General features: G+C 46.4%; 16 protein-coding genes, 1 tRNA gene and 4 pseudogenes. 16 read left to right on the plus strand and 5 right to left on the minus strand.

Annotated features, from left to right (window positions below; translation table 11 throughout):
• The first annotated feature begins 48 nt into the window (after positions 1-48).
• Positions 49-893 (plus strand): IS5 family transposase gene (locus ACWWJF_RS14625; RefSeq protein WP_455869842.1). Its coding sequence is split into 2 segments (ribosomal slippage): positions 49-394 and positions 394-893, totalling 846 coding nucleotides; the frame shifts between segments, so codons are not numbered across the junction.
• Positions 894-1,078: 185 nt separating this feature from the next.
• On the opposite strand, the gene ddlA is transcribed toward ACWWJF_RS14625, so the two are convergent.
• The gene (ddlA, locus tag ACWWJF_RS14630; protein ID WP_455869843.1) at positions 1,079-2,125 is read right to left on the minus strand and encodes a D-alanine--D-alanine ligase; all 1,047 of its coding nucleotides are present in this window, start codon (positions 2,123-2,125) and stop codon (positions 1,079-1,081) included.
• A 189-nt stretch (positions 2,126-2,314) separates the two neighbouring features.
• Between ddlA and ACWWJF_RS14635 the strand changes: the two are divergent.
• Positions 2,315-3,009: pseudogene (locus ACWWJF_RS14635) on the plus strand (IS1 family transposase).
• 9 nt (positions 3,010-3,018) lie between these two features.
• Here ACWWJF_RS14635 and gloB read toward each other — a convergent pair.
• Positions 3,019-3,768: pseudogene (gloB, locus tag ACWWJF_RS14640) on the minus strand (hydroxyacylglutathione hydrolase).
• A gap of 201 nt (positions 3,769-3,969) precedes the next feature.
• Between gloB and ACWWJF_RS14645 the strand changes: the two are divergent.
• Positions 3,970-4,704, plus strand: a complete 735-nt coding sequence (locus tag ACWWJF_RS14645) for a class I SAM-dependent methyltransferase (RefSeq protein ID WP_455869844.1) — start codon at positions 3,970-3,972, stop codon at positions 4,702-4,704.
• Positions 4,705-4,709: 5 nt separating this feature from the next.
• On the opposite strand, the gene rnhA is transcribed toward ACWWJF_RS14645, so the two are convergent.
• The gene (gene rnhA / locus ACWWJF_RS14650; RefSeq protein WP_264625769.1) at positions 4,710-5,174 is read right to left on the minus strand and encodes a ribonuclease HI; all 465 of its coding nucleotides are present in this window, start codon (positions 5,172-5,174) and stop codon (positions 4,710-4,712) included.
• A 57-nt stretch (positions 5,175-5,231) separates the two neighbouring features.
• On the opposite strand from rnhA, the gene dnaQ reads away from it, so the two are divergent.
• Entirely contained in the window at positions 5,232-5,966 is a 735-nt protein-coding gene (dnaQ, locus tag ACWWJF_RS14655) for a DNA polymerase III subunit epsilon (protein ID WP_455869845.1), read from the plus strand.
• A 134-nt stretch (positions 5,967-6,100) separates the two neighbouring features.
• A tRNA-Asp gene (locus tag ACWWJF_RS14660) sits at positions 6,101-6,177 on the plus strand.
• Between the two features lie 646 nt (positions 6,178-6,823).
• Here the strand turns inward: ACWWJF_RS14660 and ACWWJF_RS14665 are convergent.
• Positions 6,824-7,518, minus strand: a protein-coding gene (locus ACWWJF_RS14665; RefSeq protein WP_455869691.1) for an IS1 family transposase whose coding sequence is annotated in 2 segments (ribosomal slippage) — positions 6,824-7,275 and positions 7,275-7,518 — 696 coding nt in all. Because the reading frame shifts where the segments join, the coding sequence is not laid out codon by codon here.
• 339 nt (positions 7,519-7,857) lie between these two features.
• On the opposite strand from ACWWJF_RS14665, the gene ACWWJF_RS14670 reads away from it, so the two are divergent.
• The 10 genes and pseudogenes from ACWWJF_RS14670 to ACWWJF_RS14715 all read left to right on the plus strand — a co-directional run.
• Positions 7,858-8,097, plus strand: coding sequence for a Flp family type IVb pilin (locus ACWWJF_RS14670; RefSeq protein WP_455869846.1), 240 nt, complete (start codon positions 7,858-7,860; stop codon positions 8,095-8,097).
• A gap of 208 nt (positions 8,098-8,305) precedes the next feature.
• Positions 8,306-9,145: a hypothetical protein gene (locus ACWWJF_RS14675; protein WP_455869847.1), complete on the plus strand. Its 840-nt coding sequence runs from the start codon at positions 8,306-8,308 to the stop codon at positions 9,143-9,145.
• 53 nt (positions 9,146-9,198) lie between these two features.
• Positions 9,199-10,602 carry a type II and III secretion system protein family protein gene (locus tag ACWWJF_RS14680; protein ID WP_455871100.1) on the plus strand — a complete coding sequence of 468 codons (1,404 nt, stop codon included), beginning with the start codon at positions 9,199-9,201 and terminating at the stop codon, positions 10,600-10,602.
• Positions 10,603-10,639: 37 nt separating this feature from the next.
• Positions 10,640-11,788 carry a hypothetical protein gene (locus ACWWJF_RS14685; RefSeq protein WP_455869848.1) on the plus strand — a complete coding sequence of 383 codons (1,149 nt, stop codon included), beginning with the start codon at positions 10,640-10,642 and terminating at the stop codon, positions 11,786-11,788.
• A gap of 61 nt (positions 11,789-11,849) precedes the next feature.
• Positions 11,850-13,145, plus strand: coding sequence for a CpaF family protein (locus ACWWJF_RS14690; protein WP_455869849.1), 1,296 nt, complete (start codon positions 11,850-11,852; stop codon positions 13,143-13,145).
• 17 nt (positions 13,146-13,162) lie between these two features.
• Positions 13,163-14,044, plus strand: a complete 882-nt coding sequence (locus ACWWJF_RS14695) for a type II secretion system F family protein (RefSeq protein WP_455869850.1) — start codon at positions 13,163-13,165, stop codon at positions 14,042-14,044.
• Between the two features lie 137 nt (positions 14,045-14,181).
• Entirely contained in the window at positions 14,182-15,513 is a 1,332-nt protein-coding gene (locus ACWWJF_RS14700) for an IS4 family transposase (RefSeq protein ID WP_455869851.1), read from the plus strand.
• Positions 15,514-15,548: 35 nt separating this feature from the next.
• Positions 15,549-16,373 carry a type II secretion system F family protein gene (locus ACWWJF_RS14705; RefSeq protein WP_455869852.1) on the plus strand — a complete coding sequence of 275 codons (825 nt, stop codon included), beginning with the start codon at positions 15,549-15,551 and terminating at the stop codon, positions 16,371-16,373.
• Positions 16,361-17,536, plus strand: coding sequence for a tetratricopeptide repeat protein (locus tag ACWWJF_RS14710; RefSeq protein ID WP_455869853.1), 1,176 nt, complete (start codon positions 16,361-16,363; stop codon positions 17,534-17,536). Before ACWWJF_RS14705 ends, ACWWJF_RS14710 begins: the two co-directional genes overlap by 13 nt.
• Before the next feature lie 132 nt (positions 17,537-17,668).
• Positions 17,669-18,019: pseudogene (locus ACWWJF_RS14715) on the plus strand (transposase); the annotation flags it as partial.
• 8 nt (positions 18,020-18,027) lie between these two features.
• Here ACWWJF_RS14715 and ACWWJF_RS14720 read toward each other — a convergent pair.
• A protein-coding gene (locus ACWWJF_RS14720) for an IS3 family transposase (RefSeq protein ID WP_455868740.1) occupies positions 18,028-19,196 on the minus strand; the annotation gives its coding sequence in 2 pieces (ribosomal slippage) (positions 18,028-18,941 and positions 18,941-19,196; 1,170 coding nt in all).
• 70 nt (positions 19,197-19,266) lie between these two features.
• On the opposite strand from ACWWJF_RS14720, the pseudogene ACWWJF_RS14725 reads away from it, so the two are divergent.
• A pseudogene (locus ACWWJF_RS14725) lies at positions 19,267-19,845 on the plus strand (IS5 family transposase); the annotation flags it as partial.
• Positions 19,846-19,911 lie beyond the last annotated feature (66 nt).

Here is a 19,911-nt window from a genome sequence, read left to right on the forward strand (position 1 = left end):
TAATCCCATGAGTTATACTAACTGTTTGTTTCTACATTATTTTAAACTATGGCTCGCTACGACCTTCCCGATGAAGCATGGGCTATCATCCAGCCCTTACTCCCTGCTGAACCAGCAACACCACAGGCCGGACGCCCATGGGCTGAGCATCGCATGATTATCAATGGCATGTTCTGGGTGCTGTGCTCTGGTGCCCCATGGCGTGATTTACCTGAGCGATACGGCCCATGGAAAACCGTTTATAACCGCTTTAACCGATGGTCAAAATCGGGAGTCATTAACATTATTTTCAATAAGTTACTTTCATCACTTGATGCCCATGGCCTCGTGGACTGGTCAGCGGCTGCGCTGGATGGTAGCAATATCAGGGCGCTGAAATGTGCTGCCGGTGCTCAAAAAAACATCCCGATATCACCGGAGATAATGGGCTGGGTCGCTCTCGAGGTGGTTTTGGCACCAAAATCCATATGGCTACAGACGGAAGTGGTCTTCCGTTAAACATCGTGTTGAGCCCCGGTCAGGCTCATGAAAGTCAGTTTGCACTACGTCTTTTGGACGGTATTGGTGTTCAACGCCAGAACGGCAGTATGAAACGCCGTGGTCATGCGGTACTCGCTGACAAGGCGTACTCCGGGCATGTATTACGTAACGAGCTGAAAAACAGAGGTATAAAAACAGTCATCCCCCGAAAATCCACTGAAAAAATGGCGGTGGATGGTCGTTCAAAGCTCGATCGTGACGCCTACCGCAATCGGAACGTTGTTGAGCGGTGCTTTGGCCGTCTGAAAGAATACCGTCGCATTGCGACACGTTACGACAAAACGGCGAGGAATTATCTGGCAATGTTGAAACTGGGCTGCATCCGCCTGTTTTACCAGAGGTTATGTAATTAAGGGACACAGCCTAACGCTAACTCGATCAATGCTGTGATGAGATCGGTATAGCTTAGGCCATATCGTTATACACATCTTTTGGCCATTTTTTGAACAGGATGCTCAGAACCCCGTGAATTAAGGCATTCAAGCCATCCCATTGGCTTTTTGAGGTTCAAAATGCCACTCTGAGATAAACCCGTAACTCATTGATTAAACAGTGCGTTAGAAAGATGTGTATAACGATATGAGCTTAGGCCGCTAGCCTGCCACAGTTTTGGATACATGCTGATATTGGTGAAGCCGGGCAGCGTATTCACTTCATTGATAATCACTTCATCGTCCGGCGTGAGGAAAACATCCACACGTGCCATGCCCTGACATTCCAGCGCCTGGAAGGCCCGCAAGGCAATGTGTTGGATCTTCTCGTTAATTTCAGGTGTAAGATCTGCTGGCGCTCGCATCAGCGCACCTTGTTCGTTGATGTATTTGGTATCGTAAGAGTAAAACTCGTCGCTCAGCACAATTTCGCCACAGACGCTGGCTTTCGGGTGATCGTTACCCAGTACCGCACACTCGATTTCTCTGCCAACAATCGCCGCTTCTACCAGCACCTTATGATCGAACTGGAAAGCGAGCTCAACGGCCTGCTGAAATTCTGCTTCGTTGCGAACTTTGCTCACGCCGACAGACGAGCCCTGATTGGCCGGCTTGATAAACAGCGGCAGCCCGAGAGCGTTACTGACGCTGGAAAAGCTGTGATGCTGACGATTGGCGCGATTCAGGGTTACAAAGGGGGCCACCAGCAAGCCTGCATCACGCAGTAGGCGTTTGGTGACGTCTTTATCCATGCTGACCGCGGAGCCCAGTACGCTGCTGCCAACAAACGGAATATTGGCCATTCTCAGCAAGCCTTGCAGTGAACCGTCTTCTCCCAGTTTGCCGTGCACGATAGGAAAAATAACATCCAATTGGGTAAGGGCGTGGGCACTCTGGCTTTCAATTACTTGACCTGGGATCAGCGCTACGCTTTTGTTTGAACGGTTCAAGGCGATCAGCGCGGGGTTCTCGGCATTCAGCAGGTAGTTTGACGCATCGTTGATATGCCACGCCCCCTGCTTGTCGATACCAAGCAGCGTCACATCAAACTTGGTTTTATCAATGGCATCAATAATATTCTTGGCCGATTGTAACGAGACCTCGTGCTCAGCGGATTTACCGCCAAAAATGATGCCCACGCTTAGCTTTTTCATGCGTTGATTCCTGTGTTGTAGTGCCAAACCCCGTAGCGCTTTGAGTACTGATTAGATAATCAAGTGCCTCTGCGATCAAGCGCTTCACGGTATTACGGGTAAAAAAATCCTCGCACAGGGAACGATGCTTGGGTAATGCCTTCAAATAGTTGGCTTTTGTGATATTCTGCCGCTATTTGAGGTTTCCACGTGGTTACTGTTTTTGTTCATTGCCCTCGCTGCCATTCAGATAAAGTTTATCGACATGGCCTTAGTCCAACTAAGCGCGAACGCTTCCGGTGTCAGTGCTGTCGCCGTGTATTCCAGCTTACCTACCGCTATGAAGCGCGAAAGTCGGGAGTCAAAGAGCAGATCGTTGATATGGCCTTCAACGGTGCCGGTGTTCGCGATACCGCCAGAACGTTGAAAATCGGCATCAATACGGTCATCCGGGCTTTAAAAAGCTCTCGCCCCGCAGGATAACGTCTTCTCCCGTTGCTCACGCCGACGTCGCCCTTATCTGTGAACTTGATGAGCAATGGAGCTTCGTTGGCAGTCAGGCGCTACAGCACTGGCTCTGATAGGCTTACAATACCAAAACGGGCGGTGTTCTGGCCTACACTTTTGGCCCCCGAACCGATGAGACCTGCCGTGAATTGCTGGCTCTGTTGACACCGTTCAACATCGGCATGATTACCAGTGACAACTGGGGCAGCTATGCAAGAGAGGTTCCGAAGCAGAAACATCTGACTGGCAAGATCTTCACGCAACGCATAGAGCGCAATAACCTGACGCTCCGTACCCGCATTAAACGACTGGCGCGTAAAACGATTTGCTTCTCGCGCTCCGTCGAGATCCACGAAAAAGTCATCGGAGCCTTCATCGAAAAACACATGTTCTACTAATTGGAGTCATTACCCTTTCTTGCTACGTAATTGGGCGAAAACTTGCCAATCCTCTATGTTTCCGGGTTTTATTTTTAATTTTCCTTTTAAATCATCGTTATAGTACCTAAGAAAAAGGTTGATTTTTCGTTCAAGACCAAGGGTGGTTGGCGACGTTGATTGAGATTTATCTCGTAATAGCCTGATTTCAGAAAGATAAGCGGCAATATTGCACTCTTCAGGCCAGAGAGTGTGAGCAAACTCAAGATTTGACAGGGTGTACTCGTGTGCACAGCAAATGAGTGTTTCATCAGGTAATTTCGATATTTTTTCAATTGATTCATACATTTACTTGAGGGCTCCTTCAAAGATTCGCCCACACCCAGCCGAAAACAACGTATCTCCGCAGAACAAATAGGGGGCAGAGTAGTACGAAATATGACCTAAAGTGTGACCCGGCACAGAAAATACGGAGAAATCCGAATTGAGTAACTGAATGTGATCGCCATCGCGCAAAATGCGTGTTGCACCATGCTGCGCTGTCTCCTCAGGGCCATAAATCGGCAAGTCAGGGTAAGTCTTCTGGATATCAGGTACCCCAGCCACATGGTCATTGTGATGGTGGGTGAGTAACACCGCTACCGGTGTGAGTTGGTGTTTACGTAGCGCTTGTAATACTGGTTCTGCTTCACTGGGATCGACAATGACACAACGGTGCTGTGCGTCATGTAATAGCCAAATGTAGTTGTCCGAAAGTGCGGCAATACTGATAAGATTCATGTGATATCCCATTTATACACGTGATATTTCAAGCTGCATGTGCGTTGGCTGCGTTCACTCACCCGAATCACTTACCTGAGTAAGCATATCGGGATGGATGAACCTCATTTGTCCTTCTCTTGCCGCCTTCCTGCAACTCGAATTATTTAGGGTATATTACGTGGTCTGAGATAGCTATTGGGTCTGAGAGAATACTAATAGATGAAGCCAGCGCATACGCCTCAGGCATATTCTTCACCAATGTGTTGGGAGGATATCCCTTGGGGCGCACATTACCAGAAGGCGCTTGAACATGCATTGGCAGCATGGTGGCCGCGTGTGTTCGGCTTCCATTTACTGAAAGTCGGCGCGCTCAGCAACGCTATCGCGACGGACACGTGTACCATTTCCCATCAGGTTAATATCAACCCGAGTGTTTCTGATGATGTGCATGTTTTGGCCGATCCTTACCAGTTGCCCTTTTCTGAGAAATCTATCGATGCCTGCTTGCTGGCGCATACGCTCTCATATTCATCGGATCCACACCGTATTCTACGCGAAGTGGATAGGGTACTGATCAATGATGGATGGTTATTGCTGAGTGGGTTTAATCCAATAAGTCTGCTCGGGGCTGGAAAGCTAACACCCGGCCTTCGTCAATGCCAGCCCTATTGTGCGCGCATGTTCACGCAGATGCGTATGATCGATTGGCTCAGCTTGCTCAATTATGAAGTGCTGTATCAGGGAACCTTCCACGTGGTGCCGTGGAAGATACCGCAGATGATAACAACATCAGCACCTCACTCAATTCCCTTAGGTTGCCTGATGCTCCTTGTTGCACGTAAACGTACCATCCCGCTTACCATGTCCCCCTTGCGCCAAAGGTTCAACAAGCTACCGGTGCGCAGAGCCGTCGGGGCAACCAAGAGTTACCGTAAAGGGTACCGCCCATTCTGAGCGGATTATTCCGGCTGATAGCCCGTATCGTCCTGCGTCGGGTGCGAGGCAGCCTGGCGTGCCAGTTCATCACATTTCTCGTTCTCGGGATGACCCGCATGGCCCTTAACCCACTCCCAACGCATCGTATGCCGCTGAATGGCGGCATCCAGCCGCTGCCAGAGATCGATATTCTTAACTGGCTTTTTGTCAGCGGTTTTCCAGCCTTTAAGTTTCCAATTGTGGATCCAGCGCGTGATACCCTGCCGCACATATTGGCTATCGGTACTCAGTACCACCGTACACGGAGTCGTCAATGCTTCCAGAGCGGCAATCGCTGCCATCAGCTCCATGCGATTATTGGTTGTCAGGTGATAACCGGCACTCAAGGTTTTTTCGTGCTGCTTGTAGCGCAGTACAACGCCATAACCACCCGGGCCGGGATTTCCCAGACAAGAACCATCGGTGAAAATTTCTACCTGCTTTGTCATCTCTGGTAGACTCTGCCTTAATCATAAAAACCGTAAGTCTGACATAAAACGAAAGCGATGAGCACTGCAATTACACGACAGATCGTTCTGGATACCGAAACCACGGGGATGAATAGGCTCGGCGTTCATTATGAAGGTCATAAAATCATTGAGATTGGTGCGGTAGAGGTCATTAATCGCCGCCTGACGGGGCGCCATTATCATGTGTATATCAAACCTGATAGGCTGGTTGATCCAGAAGCGTTCATGGTCCACGGCATCAGCGATGAATTTTTACAAGATAAACCTGCCTACGCTGAGATAGCCGAGGAGTTTATTGAGTTCATTAGCGGTGCGGAACTGGTTATTCATAATGCCGCGTTTGATATTGGCTTTATGGACTACGAATTTCGGATGCTGAATCGGGATATCCCGAAGACAGAGACTTTTTGCAAGATAACCGATAGTCTCATGGTCGCGCGTAAGCTGTTTCCTGGTAAAAGAAACAGCCTGGATGCATTGTGCGACCGTTATCAAATAGATAACAGCAAACGAACGCTACACGGGGCGTTACTCGACGCCGAAATTCTGGCTGATGTCTATCTGGCCATGACGGGGGGACAAACCTCTTTGGCGTTTGCCATGGAGAGTGACACGCAGCAAGTGAGTACAGAAAGTGAGAGCGTGCAGCGAATTACGCGCCAAGCGTCTGCTTTGCCCATCATTTATGCCAGTCCGGAAGAACTGGCCGCTCATGAAACGCGCCTCGATCTGATTGCCAAAAAGGGGGGCAGTTGCTTGTGGCGCCAGTAATCATCATTCCATTGATGATGATTGCAGCATGGCGCTGGAATTATAAACAAATAGTATGAATTGATTATAAAAAGTATTGACGCCATACCCAGATCACCTTAGTATTCTTCCCGCTCGCAAGGGCATGTTAATGAGGAGCGGTAGTTCAGTCGGTTAGAATACCTGCCTGTCACGCAGGGGGTCGCGGGTTCGAGTCCCGTCCGTTCCGCCAATAACTAAAGGATGCTGATATAAGTTCGCTTATATCAGCATTTTTTTTGCTTTTTCGATGCATGTTGAATTTATCACCAGTAAAGAAAACGATATGGTGTAGCATTTCCTGCGTTGAAAATGCTAAGTATTAGCCACGATACTGGCTTTTAGCGCTGGCTAGATGACATCTATTTATTATATCGTGTGAATGAGCGCGTTTCCCGCCGTGTTAGGTATTATCGATTATAAGAGTTTTGAACAGATAATTTATATTTTATTTTCTCAGTCTATTCCATACCTCCTTTGCTGAAGATCATGTGCGTTACCCTCTGTCTGTGCTTGTTATTACGTTTGAATGCTAATAAATTCAAAATAAAAAAATATATTATCCATGATGGAAAGAACGGGTGTCAGATAAATAATGTGTATGTGAAGGGTTTTCCCTCTCATCCCTCTACTTGTCCGCTTATTTTTACTTGTTGTTTTATTATAAATATCGATATTTTATTCTTTTTTATTCGAATTTTTAGTGTGAACTGCTAAATGTTGATTTCTCATTCATTTTATAATGAGCTGATGTAGATAGGTCGTTTTTTTAATGCTTTTATTAATGAATATCTGTCTGATTTTTTTTTGTTGGTTATTCTTATCGGTAATGACTCCAATTAGTAGAACATGTGTTTTTCGATGAAGGCTCCGATGACTTTTTCGTGGATCTCGACGGAGCGCGAGAAGCAAATCGTTTTACGCGCCAGTCGTTTAATGCGGGTACGGAGCGTCAGGTTATTGCGCTCTATGCGTTGCGTGAAGATCTTGCCAGTCAGATGTTTCTGCTTCGGAACCTCTCTTGCATAGCTGCCCCAGTTGTCACTGGTAATCATGCCGATGTTGAACGGTGTCAACAGAGCCAGCAATTCACGGCAGGTCTCATCGGTTCGGGGGCCAAAAGTGTAGGCCAGAACACCGCCCGTTTTGGTATTGTAAGCGTACCAGAGCCAGTGCTGTAGCGCCTGACTGCCAACGAAGCTCCATTGCTCATCAAGTTCACAGATAAGGGCGACGTCGGCGTGAGCAACGGGAGAAGACGTTATCCTGCGGGGCGAGAGCTTTTTAAAGCCCGGATGACCGTATTGATGCCGATTTTCAACGTTCTGGCGGTATCGCGAACACCGGCACCGTTGAAGGCCATATCAACGATCTGCTCTTTGACTCCCGGCTTTCGCGCTTCATAGCGGTAGGTAAGCTGGAATACACGGCGACAGCACTGACACCGGAAGCGTTCGCGCTTAGTTGGACTAAGGCCATGTCGATAAACTTTATCTGAATGGCAGCGAGGGCAATGAACAAAAACAGTAACCACGTGGAAACCTCAAATAGCGGCAGAATATCACAAAAGCCAACTATTTTAAGGCATTACCTTCTTATCGTGTGTTTGAAGAAAGGTAATATTAATTGTTGTTTGTTTTATGTGTGTACTTTTCATAAGTAAGAAAAATCTTATTATTTTTGATTTTTGCTAGTGCTTTGTTAATTGATAGGTTTTGGCAATTGTTTTTTTGGTTTTCTTTGTAAATGTTGCCATTGTTAATAGCGAAAAAGAGATGTTATAAAATCCCCGAAAAATAATGAGTGTTGAACATTACCAAGTCGAAAAAAGACGTGGTGAAATAATAGCATTAATAAATGGAAAGGATTGGATATGTATTCTTTAACAAGTTATGTTCAGGAAAAGTCAATAGTGAGTTATGTGTATTTTACTGAAGCAATGCACAATTTTAAAAATGATCAGCGCGGGGTGACCGCTGTTGAATATGCTATTGTGGCCGCGGGTGTTGCTGCGGTGGTTACGGTTATTTTTGGTGAAAACGGGCCAGTTAGAGTGATGTTGTCAGGCATCTTCAACAAGATCAAAACTACAGTGGAGAGTTCTTTAAAATAGAGGTTATTAATTATCCTTTGAGAAATTGAAGCGGTACTTTTACCTGAAAACAGGTACTTTATATCTGCATGTGTATAAAGTGCCTGTTTCGAACGCCTTTGCTGAGCTCATGCGGTAGCTATATGTCAAAAAAAAGAGGGGATTCTTATAATGGGTGTTATACCTGATTATAATTTTATAACAACAGCGAAAGCGGATTAGCGTTGAAATGAAAAAGAGCGCATTGATTATTTACATGTTAATGATTCTGACTGGTAGCATTGGTATTCTATTCTATATGAAATCCGCACGTACGCCGACACCAGGAACGAGTGAAATGCGGGGAAATTCTTTAACAGAAACCATTGTCGTGGCCGTCGCCCAGCGAGACCTGTCTGCCAACAATGTTCTGAAGAAAGAAGATTTTCAATTGAAAAATATATCTGTATCACCAGAAAGCACTGATATGCAGTTCAATATAAAAGAAAATGACCTTATTCATTGGGCACTTAAAAGTGCGGTAGCCAAAGGCACCTACCTTCAACCAACTGCGTTGGTTGAGCCCGGTAGTGATGATTATATCGCTATGTTTATCATGCCAGGAAATGTGCTTTATCCCTTTGAGTTAGATGCTTCTGATAATTATCTGTTAACCAATTTAAAGCCAGGTGCCAGTGTGGATATCTATCTTTCCTATGGACTCCGTCAAGACGATAACGGAAGTGAGGACATCATCTCGCCCGCGAAGTCGATTCGCGATACACGGCTTAAACCCCTGATGATCAATAGGCGTGTATTGGCAATTCGTCGGGTAAACCAGGATGAAAAAGAGAAGTCTCAAGAAAGCAGAAGTCAACTCCTGGTTGAACTGAGAGATGCAGAAATCAAGCTGCTAAAAGGATTAGAAGGCAACGCCAGAATACTGCTATTTCCCACGGCCAGAAACCCTATTGACTTGCGTTCGAGAGGTAGTGAAACGCTATCCGGCAAAGAGGCAACATGGCCCGTCAGTAGTGTCCCCCTGTTTGATGAACCTCGCTCGCGGCCCACACACGAGTGGCGTGGTTAACAGGTCTTGCCTGTTGGGGCTGATAGGGAAATTTTAACAGAGGAAAAAGTTTGATGATGAAGCGCTTCTCATTTCATGCTTGCCTGATGCTAGCACTGATTTTATTGTGTCCGTTAACCACAATCGCCGATCAACTCTTTTTAAAGCCTGGGCAGTCAAAAACATTACGAACCAAAGGGCGTGTTAATACGGTATTTATTTCAGATCCCTCAGTAGCGGACTATAAAGTATTGAATGAAAACACCATCGTATTGTATGCGAAGGTCCCCGGTATTTCAGAGGTCACTGCCTATGATGCTGACACAAAAATTTTGGCTGATTTACAAATAAATGTTGATTCATTTCTGGGGGATATCAATCAGCGCATTGTGGTTGAGTTTCCCGGTAGTCAGGTGGTAGTTAAGAGTTTTATCAGCAGTGAAGGTAAATCTTATATCCTGACGGGGACTGTGCCCGATGAGGAAACCCGTGGGGCGGTATATCAGTTAGTGGGCAGTGTCGTAGGGAAGGAAAGCCGAGATCTGAAGGTAAAGTATAATACTGATGATCGGGAAAGCTCAGAGGTTTTCTTTATGACAAACAAAATCTATAGCAATGTAATAAACAGATTACAATTACCCTCATCCAATCAAGTTAACGTAAAGCTCAGCGTTGTTGAGGTAAGTAAAAAATTCACAGACACTTTGGGGATCGAATGGAGTAATTTAACCCTTAGTGGACTGATTAAAGGAAATGGAGTTGTTAATGACCCTGGTGTTTTCAGTTTGATTGGTCTTAAACGTGGATTCGATGCAGAAAATATCAGTACCACAATCAGTGCTGTTAATAATGACAGCTTGGCTCGGGTACTCGCTCAACCTAATCTCACCGTGTTGTCCGGTGAAGTGGCCAGCTTTTTAGTCGGCGGTGAAATCCCGCTGTTAGTACAAAGTAAAGAGGGTACAACCATACAATATAAAGAATATGGTATTCGATTAAATGTTGCTGCTAAAGTTGAAAAGAAACAGAAAATAAAATTGTTGGTTTCTAACGAAATCAGCAGTGTTTCAGGGAGTTATGCATACAATAATTACAGCATACCTCAGATAAAAACGCGGCGTTCCAGCTCTACGATCGAAGTGGCCGATGGTGATAGCTTTGTGATTGGAGGCTTACTTAATGAAGAAGATGTGGAATCACTGACCAAGGTCCCTTTCATTAGTGATATTCCTATTCTTGGGGCGCTGGCGCGTAAATCTCACACGGAAAGAAATAAAACAGAATTGGTGGTCTTTGCGACTGTCGATCTGGTTAAACCCGTGTCTTCGGCATCACGACATAAAATTCAATTACCTGAATATCACCGTAGCTCATCCGTTCAATTATTTTTTAATAGCGGTGTAGATAAAAATACCCGTGAAGGACGGCTTGCCAGTGATGCCCGCAGTTTTATGGAACGCGGCGGTTTTGCCAAATAGTCATGATAAACCAGGGTACTATACATTGGAGTTTCACATGAAATTATTTTTTGATACCAAATCTAATAATAAAAATACAACAGTGAAGTCGCAGAAGAAAAAATTTGCACAGCCAATTTTAATTATTTCACCACGACCTGATGTGATGTCTGATATCGTCAGTCAGTTGTTAATGCATCATTTAGCTGATGTCATACCGCATGAAGCGGATTTTTTTACTATGAATGATAATCCAGCTGCCAGCGATGCCATCGCGGTTATTGTCGATATTGGCGATGTGGATAATGTTGAACTTATTATGCAGATGGTTGCACTACTCATCCCGGTTTCGGCAAAACCGATTCTGGTGGGTAATAATGACTCAATACGCTTTGCACATGCTTTGATGATGGCAGGAACCAACTATCGGCATATTGGATCACAGTTAGCGCAATTGCCCGATCTGATTCGTGACCCTATTCCGGCTACGCATAACCGAGTGACGATGAAAATCAGCGTTCTGGGATGCAAGGGTGGAGCAGGAGCATCTACTGTGGCGCATCAGCTTTTTAAGGCTGCGGGAATGCTGACCTCAATACCCATGCTGTTGGTGCAGGGTTGCAGCGGCAGTCGGGATTTGGATTTATTGTTAGCTAAAGCCTTACCCAACGACGGCAGCATTGCCGATCTTACCGCTCATCAGTCGGTAAAGATGGAAACGTGCGACGCAGCATGGCTGTATGAGGATACCGCGTTTAATCGATATAATCTGGCTTTCTTTGATCATGGAATTCATACACACCTCGAACAGCAACTGGAACAGGTATTCATGCAGTCCCATGTCATTGTGTTGGTAATTTCACGGGCGTTAGCCTCGTTGCGTGTGGCGAAAAATATACTGGAAGAACATAAACGTTTTTTGCTGGCAAACCCACTGAAAGAAAAGCGTATTTTTCTGTGTTTAAACGAGAGTCATCCCAAAAATACGGATGAACTTGTTAATACTGATATTGAAGAATATCTCGGGCTCGCTATTTTTAGCGTAAATGCCTACAACGTTCATCATAATCAACTCTCTTCAGAGAGTTCACTTTATCGACTTGCTGCTCACCTGTTAGGCAAGTCGTTGGGCCCTAAGCCCTCTCGTAAGATTCTGTTTTCCCTGCCGACTTTTCGTCGCACTGCGCGTCAAAATGCGGTCGTGTGATTTTTGGTCTTTTTGATATCTGAGCAGCGGGAAACGGAACAAGTGGAAGAGGGAAAAAGTGATGAATATTGAAACTGAAATGACCAGCACACTGCTCTATTTCCGCGAGCAGGTGCTTAAAAATATAGATTTAGAGCGCATTGATGAGTTGAAAAATCAGCGCGATGCGCTGTTGCGAGAAGTTAACGACGCCATTCAACGCGTGATGAATAACACAGGACAATATCTTTCAAGCCGGGTTTGCAACTGCTTATGCGAGCTTATTGCTGATGAGATTACGGGGTATGGACCGCTGCGTGAGTTGATGGAAGATGAAAGTGTCAGTGACATTCTGGTTAATGGGCCTGAACGTATTTTTGTTGAGCGAGCGGGGAAATTGGAATTAGTCGATAAGCGTTTTATCAGCAACGAGCAGTTGATTGATATTGCCCGTCGACTGGTTGCGCGGGTGGGGCGCCGCGTTGATGACTCGCAACCGTTGGTCGATGCGCGCATGCCTGACGGTAGTCGCCTGAACGTGGTCATCGCGCCTGTTGCACTGGATGGTGCCTCGATCTCAATTCGTAAGTTTGGCTCCGGGCAGAGAACGCTGGCCAATCTGGTTGAGTACGGCAGTATGAATGAGATGATGGCTAATTTTCTGGTTATCGCGAGTCGCTGTCGCGTAAATATTATTGTCTCTGGCGGGACCGGGTCTGGGAAAACAACACTGCTAAATGCCATGTCCCACTATATCGATGAAGGCGAGCGGGTACTGACGCTGGAAGATGCCGCTGAGTTGCGTTTACAGCAACCGCATGTTGTCAGGCTGGAAACCCGTATGGCCGGTGCCGAGAATCAAGGCCAGGTTACTATGCGCCATCTCGTCGTCAATGCACTGCGTATGAGGCCCGATCGCATTATTATCGGGGAGTGCCGGGGAGAAGAAGCGTTCGAAATGTTGCAGGCAATGAACACCGGCCATGATGGATCCATGTCAACCTTGCATGCCAACTCACCGCGTGATGCCTTAGCACGTCTTGAAAGTATGGTCATGATGTCAAGCGCGGCACTTCCACTTGCAGCAATCCGCCGCAACATCGTATCGGCAATCCATATCGTTGTTCAGGTATCGCGCTTGCCTGATGGCTCACGAAAAGTCATTAACATTACAGAAGTAATGGGTATGGAAGGCGATAACATTATCTTGCAAGATATCTTCAGCTATTCCGCGCAGGCTGAACGCTCTGAAACGGGGGCAATTCAGGGAAGTTTTACCTCTTACGGTCTATTACAGCGCTCAACCGTATACCAACAGGCAATAGTCCATGATATGCAAGAGCCTTTGAAGCAACTGTTCGGAAATAAATTACCATGATCTTTATCTTCATCAGCATGCTTCTACTTGGCCTGCTCCAACTCGTGCTAGAGCATCGGAAGAAAAAAAATATTCAACGCTTACGTCACGTTGCTACTGTACCGAGAACTAACAAGTTAACCTACCGACTTAAGCAGCATGCATTATGGCAATGTTTGGTGGTACTTTTCAGCGATATTTCTCGGTATTTGCTAGGTAAAGAGTATGACCTGGCGTTAAAAAATGGTTTGGTTGTCTTCGCTGTTCAAGCGGTAAGTATTTATAGTAGCCTGGAGTATTTACATATTGATTTACTTATTGTATCGCCGCTTATGTTGTTGTTGACATTGTATATACTTTTCCAACGGAGTAAAAAAGCGGCGCGAGTAGCATTCGAAACCACATTTTCGGAGGCGTTGAATATTATTAACAGCGTTATTAGTGCTGGGAATTCAGTGATGCTCGGCATTGAACAGTGTGGTGAGAAAATTGCAGGTGTTGTTGGAGAAGAGTTTAGAAAAATATCTCAGCGTCTTGAAATTGGTGAGGATATTGAAAGTGTTTTTATGGAGTCGTATCGACGTTTACCTTATAGGGAGTATTATTTTTTTATTGTCACTGTTTTGGTGAATATGAAAGGGGGAGGGCAAATCAAAGACGTCATGACGCGGTTAGCAACCATGATCTCCAATGGAAGAATTATTGATAGAAAAAAATTGGCGATGACATCTGAAGTAAGAATGTCTGTAAAAATATTAACGGGCATTCCGATTTTTTTCTTCTTTTTCATAAAATACAGTTCTCCAGACAGTTTTGCCATATTGCTTTATGATCCAATAGGTAAATTCATACTTTATTATGCGGTAGGTAGCATTTTCTCGGGGATATTTATCCTTTGGTTAATGATGAATAAGTTATAGGTGAGTTATGTTCACCTCGTTATACACAAGTCCGCAACGCCTTATATGCCAAGGGTTAGCGGGCTGAAATAGGCAGCCGGTGGGGTTGCAAATGAAGTGAAACCGACGTGTACTATCGCCATTTACGGCGCTGAAAAATGACACGGGATTCAGATGGCTGGGCACACCAAGAACTGGAAGGGGTAAATCTTGGTGACACGAGGCTCAATAAGCGCGCCAAAGGGCTTTTGATACGGTTGGCTGAGAATCCGCAAGCCAGCATTCCGCATGCGTGCCTCGGATGGTCTGAGACGCTGGGTGCTTACCGCTTCATGGAGAACCAAGCATTCGAATGGCGAGACATTCTGCAACCTCACTGGCAGCGTACGCAGGAAAGGATCCGAGAACATGAGGTTGTGCTGTGTATCCAAGACACTACCGAGCTTGACTTCAACGGGCAGCAAATCCAAGGCTTGGGTCCCTTGAACTACGAAGCCAGGCGTGGTCTGTACCTGCATCCGACCTACGCGGTCAGTCCGGATCGCGCGGGGTTGGGCGTACTGGATGCGTGGATGTGGGCAAGAGAGCCGAAGGATGCAGACGGAAAACGCGATGGGCTCAAGGAGAGTACGCGCTGGCTCGAGGGATACGAGCGAGTTGCTGAACTCGCCTCGGAGTTGCCAAACACACGTCTGGTGTACTTAGCCGATCGCGAAGCGGATATCAAGGCGTTGATGCAGCTCGCTGATGACCTTGGCACTCCGGCTGACTGGTTGATCCGCTCGACTCATAATCGCAGTCTGGACTGTAATGAGAAGCTTTGGCAGAAGGTTGGAAAGACCGTGCCGGTGGGAGAAATCCAATTCGTTATGGCGGCTCGCGCGGGGCAGAAGGCGCGTACGGTGAAACAGGCGCTGCGCGTGAAGCGAGTGTCGCTGCGTTGCGGGTTGGCAGTGACTTGTGTGATAGCCAAGGAAATTGAGCCGCCAGCAGGCGTGAAGCCGGTCGAGTGGCGGTTGCTGAGCAATCGCGTACCTGAAGGACGAGAAGATATCGTGGAGCTGATCGACTGGTATCGGGCTAGATGGGAAATCGAGATGTTCTTCAATGTGCTGAAGAACGGCTGCTGTGTCGAAGCGTTACAGTTATCGACCGTGGATCGCATTGAGCGGGCATTGGCGCTGTTCATGATCGTGGCATGGCGCATCGCCTATTTAATGCGTATGGGACGAACCTGTCCAGAGCTGGACGCAATGTTGTTCTTTGATTCCGACGAGACTCATGGCGCTTACCTACTGATGAACAAGCGTATGCCCAAGGGCCGCCCTAAGCTAAACGAAGTATTGCGCTTAGTTGCGCAACTGGGAGGCTTTCTTGCTCGAAAAGGCGACGGTGAACCAGGCGCAAAAACTATCTGGAAAGGCTTGCAGAAAGTCATGACGGCCGCCGAAACGCTACGCGCGCTCAGGCACGAACAGAGATGTGTATAACGAGGTGAGTTATGTTTTATCTGTTTTCACTGCTCATGATGGTTCTGGGCCTGGGTGGAATTCTTATCCATTTTTTTAAAGACAAGAATAAAAACAAAGCATTAATGTTGTTGAATGTATATAAACATTCACGGAATGATACTGAAAACCAGGATCACGCATCGCATGTTGAGAAGATTTTGATAAAATCAAGCCGTTTGATTTCGATTGCATCATTGTTAGATAAAAATGTGATACTAAAAATGCTAACCTTCGTTACGCTTGGTGGAGTATTATTTTCACTGAACATAAGTGATATCCTCCAGGTGTCAATGAATTTTTTACTTATTTGCTTTTTAATCCTGAGTGTATCAGTCATTATTTTACCTGACGTGGTCAAAAAACGTATTATCGTAAAACGGTTAAAAAGCATATCAAACGATTTACCTTTTATTATTGATATGATGGCGGTTTGTATTCAGTCTGGAATGACTGTTGAAAAATCCATGAGATATATTAGTGATAACACTAAGCATGTTAATAAGGATATTGCCAAAATTCTGGAACGTGTCATGCTAAAAACAGAGGTTAGTGGAATCAATGCCGCGTTGGAACAACTTTATCAAGAGATAGCCAGTAATGAAGTGAGAATGTTCTGTACTACATTACAACAGAGCATAAATTTTGGCTCATCCATTTACAAAATGTTAATCGCTTTAGGTAAGGAAATGAGAGATATACAGTTACTCGATATGGAAGAAAAAGTGGCAAGCTTATCTGCCAAAATGACCATGCCGATGATTGGCTTTATTATGTTTCCATTGTTGGCAATAATTGTCGGACCAGGTTTGATAGGGATGATGGCATTATGGGGAAGTTAGTTAATATTTTATTATTACTTTCAGTTTTTTTTCTCGCAGGATGTGTAACCAAAAGCGGAAATCACAATGCTATTGACGAGGAGCAGAAGGAGTTTATTCTTACCAAGATGAATGATTTTCAAGGGCTAATTAAGTTATATCGTGAAAAACTAAATAGAAAAGAGGATGCAAAAACACGGTATATTTTGGCAAGTCATTACCACTCTGCGATGGATTATGAATCATCAAGGCATTATTTAGCACCTTTGCTGGTCGATAATCCCGATGAAGATATTCTGTTACTTGAAGGCCAGAATTTGCTGGAACAAGGACACATTACTGAAGCACTTGACAGAGTTAGGGCGGCTTTGAATAAAAACCCTGAAAATGGGGAAGCGTTAAACACGCAAGGCGTGTTGCTGGCGCAGCAGGGCAATTATCTTGCTGCCAAGGTATCGTTCGATAAAGCCCGAGCGCATTTTGTTGATGAAGATAAAGTCATTAATAACCTCGCGATGCTGGCCATTATGCAAGAGGATTATCCTACCGCAAGGGGCTATCTGGCCCCCTTGTATGCGCGAGGGTATACGGGTGAAAATCTATTACATAATTTAGTGTTTGTACTGGTGAAAATGCGGGATTTTGAGGGAGCAGAAGCGGTATTGCATCGAGCAAAGAACGTTGATATCCGTGATGGCTTGCTTGAATCGTTATCAAAAATCAAGCCCCGCTCTCAACGCCAGTTACAACAACGCGAATTGCTGGCTAAGCAAGATGTATCGATAAAGAAAGGCCAGGATGACGAAGACGCTACGCCCACATTACCATTATCTAAAGAACATAATAACGAGATTATTGCGGTCCGGGCGGGACAACATGAAAAATATTTCCGAATGACAATGGAGTCATGGGAAAGAATAGCAGTTAAAGAACTTGGCGATAGAGCGCCGAACCAGATAGTCTATGAATTACAAGGCGTGACGGCGAGTGATGACATATTGCATATAGGAAACAACTTGATGGTAGACGGTAATGTAAAGTCAATTTCAATTGCACATAAAGATAAAAATACCATTTTAGTGAAGTTCTTATTAAAGAAAAAAATAGATAAGTTGAAGGTATTTCACCTTGACGCTGAGAAATCAGCACCTGAGAGATTAGTGTTTGATTTCTATCACGGCTAATTTTTATTGGGGATATTCTCTGAGTTGTATCATCAAACGGGTTTTTATTGTATTAGGGGCTTTGTTGAATAAATAGAAAGTTTGGTTAATCATCGGATCAGATCACCATAGTTGTTTCAACATCAGGTCTCCATGGCAAAACAAAATTTTAAAATCACTAACTGGCCCTCCTATAACAAGGCCCTCAAGCAGCGCGGTTCTCTAACCGTATGGCTAGATGAATCAGCCATTGCTGCATGGACGGAAAAAACGACTACTGAACGGCGTGGACGACCGCTCCACGACTCAGATATGGCCATCACCACAGTCCTGATGATGAAACGCGTGTTTGGCCTTTCATTGAGGGCTTTACAGGGTTTTGTTGACTCGATTTTTAAACTGATTAAATTGTCGCTGCATTGTCCAGACTATTCGCTGCTCAGCAAGCGAGCAAAGACAGTGAACATCAGCATAAAAACGCCAACCCATGGTGAAATCTCACATTGTAGTGGTCAACTAATATTGGCCACCGCATTAGACTGTATGTAGAACAGTCGCTCAGATTCGTTTGGAGTTAAGCCGCCGTTATACCAGTGAGGCCGGATAGCGCTGTAATACCCCGTGATGTAGCGGATAATCGCGTCCTGGGCTTCGCTGAAGCTGTTGTAACCCTTTGTCGGCACCCATTCTGTCTTCAGGCTGCGGAAGAACCGCTCCATTGGCGCATTATCCCAGCAGTTACCCCGCCGACTCATACTCTGCTTTATCCGGCAGCGCCACAGGGCTTGCCGGTATTGACGGCTGGTATAGTGGCTGCCCTGGTCGCTGTGGAACATGACTCCTGTTGGTTGTCCCCGGAGTTCCCAGGCCATCTGCAACGCTTTAACTGTCAGCGCCGAGTCCGGCGACGTCGACATGGCCCAGCCCACCGGTTTGCGGGCGAACAGGTCTAGCACCACCGCAAGGTAAGCGCAGCATTTGCCCGTCCAGATGTAGGTCACATCGCCGCACCAGACCTGATCCGGCGCGGTAACCGCGAACTGGCGGTTGAGATAGTTCGGTATTTCAACGTGTTCATTGCCGCCGCGTTTGTATTTGTGAGCCGGTCGCTGGCAGCTGGCGATACCCAGCTCCTTCATCAGCTTGCCAGCCAGCCAGCGCCCCATTTTGACACCGGAGCTGCCGGTGACGATGGTCGCGATACTTCGAGCGCCGGCAGAGCCGCCGCTGGCGTTCCAGGCTTCCATGACGCGGCTACACTTAACCACGCGCTCACCGTCGGGTTCATTAGCGGAAGCCTGCCAGTGCCTGTAGCTGCTGCGATGTACCTCAAAAGTTTGGCACAACGCCGTGACCGGGTATCGCGCCCTCAGCCTGTCGACTACCGTGAACCGTTGAGTGAGTCCGACATTAAGAGCGCCGTAGCCTTTTTTAGGATTTCGTTCTCCATTTCAAGGCATTGGACTTTTTTCTTCATCTCACGCAGCTCGAGCTGTTCAGGGGTAAGAGGAAGTCCCGTTGGCGTTTTTCCCTGTCGTTCAAGGCGAAGCTTATTGACCCAGCGACTAATGGCAGAATGGCTGACATTAACCGCCTCTGCGGCCTTAACGTATGTGTAGCCGTGGTCGACAACCAGCTTTGCGGCTTCGAGCTTAAATTCCGCCGTAAAATGTTTACCCATGAGGTCACCTGTCGTGTTGATGAGGTGAGCATATCACCTCCGATCAGGTGGCCAGTATCAGTGTGCCACTACACATCTGGTCATTGATGGAACCGGCCTGAAGGTCTTTGGCGAAGGCGAATGGAAAGTCCGGCAGCATGGTGCCGACAGACGCAGGGTGTGGCGTAAGCTGCATCTGGCAGTAGACAGTGCGACGCATGAGATTATCTGTGCGGATTTGTCGCTCAGTGGTACGACTGATGCCCAGGCTCTACCGGCACTGATAAACCAGACCCACCGGAAAATCAGAGAGGCATCGGCTGACGGCGCTTACGATACAGGTTACTGCCATGATGCTCTGCTGAGGAAGGAAATAAGGCCGCTTATCCCGCCGCGAAGGGGGGCGCAATATTGGCCGGACCACTACCACGAGCGTAACCACGCTGTTGCAAATCAGCGCCTGAGCGGCAGCAACGATACCTGGAAAAAGAAAGTGGGCTATCACCGACGCTCAGTGGCTGAAACGGCCATGTTCCGGTTCAAAACGCTTCTGGGTGGTCATCTAAGTCTGCGTGACTACGATGCTCAGGTGGGTGAAGCCATGGCGATGGTCAAAGCGCTTAACCGGATCACGCTATTAGGAATGCCGAACAGTATTCGCATCACGTAACAATCGACCTGGGGCACAGTCGTTACAAGTTCTGATTTATTCAACAAAGCCTGTATTAGGTTGATT

This window comes from Symbiopectobacterium sp. Eva_TO (assembly GCF_053848865.1).